Origin of the sequence: Actinokineospora sp. PR83, from assembly GCF_021056305.1 — a bacterium.
Lineage (GTDB): Bacteria > Actinomycetota > Actinomycetes > Mycobacteriales > Pseudonocardiaceae > Actinokineospora > Actinokineospora spheciospongiae.
In genome coordinates, this window is the sequence record NZ_JAJCXD010000028.1 from 31,065 (window position 1) to 35,275 (window position 4,211).

The following is a 4,211-nucleotide window of genomic DNA, read 5'->3' on the forward strand; positions in this document are numbered from 1 at the left end:
TCAGGCGACCAGGGTTTCCAGCTTCCTGGCCAGGTGGGCGGGGGTGGGCATGTGCGCCATCTCCAGGCGGATGTCCCTGGCCGACTTGATCAGCGCCTCGTCCTCCAGCAACCGGGTCAGCTCGGCGGCGGTGACGTCCTGCAACGAACCCTCGATGGCCCCGCCGCGCTCCACCGCCGCCTTGGTGTTGGCGAACTGGTCGGCGAAGGCGGGCATGAGCATCTGCGGGATGCCCGCGTGCAGGGCGGTGAACGTGGTGCCGGAACCGGCGTGGTGCACGACCGCGTCGGAGGTCTGCAACAGCGCCGTCAGCGGCACCCAGCCGCCCAGCTTGACGTTGGCGGGCAGCGGGCCCAGCGCGTCGTAGTCGACCTTGCCCAGGGCGAGGATGAACTCGGCGTCGACCGAGGCCGCCTCCGACACCAGGCGGCGCACCGGTTCCACGCCCACGCGCTTGAGCAGCATCGTCCCGAAGGTCACGGTGATCCGCTTGCGCTCGGGCTTGTCCAGCAGCCAGCGCGGGATCTCCCCGCCGCCGTTGTGCGGCATGTACCGCACGTTCCAGCCGTCGGACTCGGCCATGGACTCCGGGGAGACGTCCACGTTGAGCCGCACCGACGGCAGGCCGCCGATGCCGTGCCGCTCGCGCAGGTCGGCCATGTCGGCGAACTGCTGGTCCTCCAGGTCCCTGGTGCGCATGAACCCGATGCCGTGGCTGACCGCGGGCACGCCCAGCTTCGCCGCGGCCACCAGCCCGGTGGGCCAGAGCTGCGAGTACACCACCAGGTCCGGCTGCCACGCGGTGGCGATGTCGATCAGGCCGTCGCCGATGGGGCCCGCACCCATCCGGGCCCACAGGAACGACGGGCCCTCCATCTCGGTGAACGGTTTCGCCGCCAGCTCCCGCACCAGGTCGGCGTGGTCGCGCTCCAGGTCCCGGCGGGCCTGGTTCATGTCGAACCCGGGGGCGATGTCGGCCACGTGCAGGCCGGTGGGCTGGACCAGGATGTCGCGGGTGGTGGCCAGCAGGACCTCGTGCCCGGCGGCGCGCAGGCCCCAGGCCAGCGGCACCAGGGGCGCCATGTGCGACGGGTGTGGATTGGGTGCGAACAGGACGCGCATGGGACCCCTCGTTCGTTAGTCGCGTAAGCGGCGTTCGGCCTCGGCGCGCAGCGCGAGCCGGTCGACCTTGCCGTTGGGAGTGAGCACGGGCTCGACCGGCCACAGGTGCCGGGGCAGCATGTAGCCGGGCAGGGCGGCGGCCAGCCGGGTGGCCAGGTCCGTCGTGTCAGAGCCGGGGTCGGTGTCGGTGTCGGGACCAGCGCCGGTCACGAACACCACCAGCACGCCGTCGACGGCGAAGGCGGTGCCGTCGAGCCCGGGTCCGGCCGCGCGCACGGCGGCCTCGACGTCGCCCAGCTCGATCCGGTAGCCCTGCACCTTGACCTGGTTGTCGTTGCGCCCCAGGTGGACCAGGCCGACGTCGGTCAGCTCGGCGCGGTCGCCGGTGCGGTACCAGGTCTGCCCGTCCAGCTCGACGAACTTGCCCGCGTCGTTGGCCGGGTCGAGGTAGCCGCCGAACATCTGCGGCCCGGTGAACACCAGCTCACCGGCGCTCGGGTGCACGGTGTCGCCGTCGAGCAGCGCGTACCGCATCCCCGGGAACACCTCGCCGATCGGCACCGTCCCGGTCGCGGCGGCGGTGGCCGCGTCGAACCGGTACCCGGTGCACGCCACGGCCAGCTCGGTCGGGCCGTAGAGGTTGTCGACCACCGCGTTCGGCGCGGCGGCCTGCCAGAAGGCGGCGCTCTGCACCGGCAGCGGCTCGCCGCAGAACATGGTGACGCGCAACCCGGGCAGGCTCCCCGGTCCGAGCGTGCCGCGCCCGCGCAGCGCCCCGGCCAGGCTCGGCGTGGACGTCCACACCGTGATGCCGTGGTCGCGGACGTACCGCAGCGGGTTGAGCGCCTGGAGGCGGTTGAGCACCGTCAGCGCCGCCCCGGAGGCCCAGGCCACCCACACCTCGAACATCGACAGGTCGAACGTCAGCTCGTAGACCTGGCTGAACACGTCGGTCGGGCCGACGTCGTAGCGCTCCAGGCACGCCTGCACGAAAGCGCCGATGTTGCGGTGCCGGATCGGCACGCCCTTGGGCTGACCGGTCGACCCGGAGGTGAACAGGATGTAGGCCAACCCGTCGGCAGGCCCCTCGGCGGGGGCGCCGAGCAGCGCGTCGCGCGCCTCCGGCACGACCACCGGCACCGACACCGGGCCGGGCCACTCCGCGAACCGGGGGGCCAGCACCACCGGCAGCTCCCCGAGGCCGTCGAGCTGCGCGGCACCGGCCGGGTCGACGATGAGCGCGTCGACGTCGGCGGACTCCAGCACGGCCCGGTTGCGCTCCACCGGGAACTCCGGGTTCAGCGGCACGAACACCGCCCCGGCGTACAGCGCCGCGAGGAACCCCACGTGCGACTCCACCGACTTGCTCGCCAGCACCCCGACCCGCCGCGGCGCGGCGCGGCGCAGCAGCGCCCCGGCCCACCGCCGGGCCAGCGCGTCGACCTCGGCGTAGGACCAGGTGGCCGAGTTGATCCGCAGCGCCACCCCGGCCGGGTTCGCCGCCACCCCGTCGAGGAACCAGGAGTGCAGCGGCCGGTCCGCCGTGCGCGCCGGGGTTCGCGGCAGCGCGCGTGCCGCCTCGCCGGGCACGGGCTAACCGGCCAGGCGGTCCGCGGCGATCAGCGAGGTGACCGTCGCCCAGGCCGCCCGGGGGGTGGCGAAGTTGGCGGGCACCAGCGCCTCGTCCGGGAACACCACGCCGTACATCTGCTCCAGCGAGGCGATCAGGCCCACCATGCCGATGGAGTCCAGGCCGAACGCGGACAGCACCAGGTCCGGGTCGAGCGGGGCGTCCATGTCGAGGCTGGGCAGGTAGCAGCGGATGACGCACTCGAACTCGGTGTCCCAGGTCATCGAGGCCATCGTCTTCTCCTTGTTCGTGCGGCCCGGATCAGGCAGCGTGCACCACAGTGGACAGTTTGTGCGCGAGGTGCGCGGGGGTCGGCATCGCGGCCATCTCCAGCCGGATGTCGCGGGCGCTCTTGACGAGCGAGTCGTCGGACAGCAACCGCTCAAGCTGGGCGGCGGTGATCTCCTCCAGCGTCCCGGAGATCGCCGCGCCGCGGGCGGCGACGGTCTCGGCGTTGACGAACTGGTCGCCGAACACCGGCAGCATGAGCTGCGGGATGCCCGCGTGCAGGGCGGTGAACGTGGTGCCGGAACCGGCGTGGTGCACGACCGCGTGGGAGGTCTGCAACAGCGCGGTCAGCGGCACCCACCCACCGGAGCGGACGTTGGCGGGCAGCGGGCCCAGCTCGGCGTAGTCGACCTTGCCCAGGGCGAGGACGAACTCGGCGTCGACCTCGGCGGCCTCGTCGATGAGCCTGCGCACCGGCCGCAGGCCGACCCGCTTGAGCAGCACCGTGCCCAGGGTGACGGTGATCCGCTTGCGCGCGGGCTCGTCCAGCAGCCAGCGCGGGATCTCCCCGCCGCCGTTGTGCGGCATGTACCGGACGTTGAACCCGTCGGACTCGGCCATCGACTCCGGTGACACGTCCACGGTCAACCGCACCGGCGGCAGCTCCGCAACCCCGTGCCGCTCGCGGATGTCGGCCATGTCGGCGAACTGCCGGTCCTCCAGGTCCCTGGTCCGCATGAACCCGACGCCGTGGCTCACCGCGGGCACCCCCAGCTTCGCCGCCGCGAGCAGGCCCGCGGGCCACAACTGCGAGTACACCACCAGGTCCGGCCGCCACGCGGTGGCGATGTCGACCAGGCCGTCGCCGATGGGACCGGCCGCCATCCGGGCCCACAGGAACGCCGACCCGTCCATGTCCATGAACGGCTTGGACTGCATCTCCTGCACCACGTCCGGGTGGTCGCGCTCCAGGTCGAGCCGGGCCTGGCCCAGGTCGAAGCCGGGGGCGATGTCGGCCACGTGCAGGCCGGTCGGCTTGGTGAGGATGTCGGAGGTGGTGGCGAGCAGGATCTCGTGGCCCGCCGCCCGCAGCCCCCAGGCGAGCGGGACCATCGGGAACATGTGCGACGGGTGGGGGTTGGAGGCGAACAGAACGCGCATGGCGGGCACGCTCCTCTGTGGTCTCGTGGGCCGGGTACCAGTCTGGAGTGCCCGCGGCCGGTGGCACTGC

General features: G+C 72.8%; 4 protein-coding genes. All 4 read right to left on the reverse strand.

All coding sequences use genetic code 11. The annotated features are described in order from the left end of the window. Genes L6E12_RS10305 through L6E12_RS10320 form a run of 4 tightly spaced genes read right to left on the reverse strand, consistent with a single transcriptional unit; the run spans nt 1 to nt 4,141 of the window. Nucleotides 1-1,122 (reverse strand): nucleotide disphospho-sugar-binding domain-containing protein, encoded by a 1,122-nt coding sequence (locus L6E12_RS10305; protein ID WP_236227679.1) that lies wholly within the window; start codon nt 1,120-1,122, stop codon nt 1-3. 15 nt (nt 1,123-1,137) lie between these two features. After that, a complete protein-coding gene (locus L6E12_RS10310) occupies nt 1,138-2,712 on the reverse strand; it encodes an AMP-binding protein (RefSeq protein ID WP_236227680.1) in 1,575 nt (524 codons plus the stop codon). A 3-nt stretch (nt 2,713-2,715) separates the two neighbouring features. Continuing rightward, complete coding sequence (locus L6E12_RS10315) at nt 2,716-2,985, reverse strand: acyl carrier protein (protein WP_219994354.1); 270 nt, start codon at nt 2,983-2,985, stop codon at nt 2,716-2,718. A 28-nt stretch (nt 2,986-3,013) separates the two neighbouring features. Next, nucleotides 3,014-4,141, reverse strand: a complete 1,128-nt coding sequence (locus tag L6E12_RS10320) for a nucleotide disphospho-sugar-binding domain-containing protein (RefSeq protein ID WP_236227681.1) — start codon at nt 4,139-4,141, stop codon at nt 3,014-3,016. Nucleotides 4,142-4,211 lie beyond the last annotated feature (70 nt).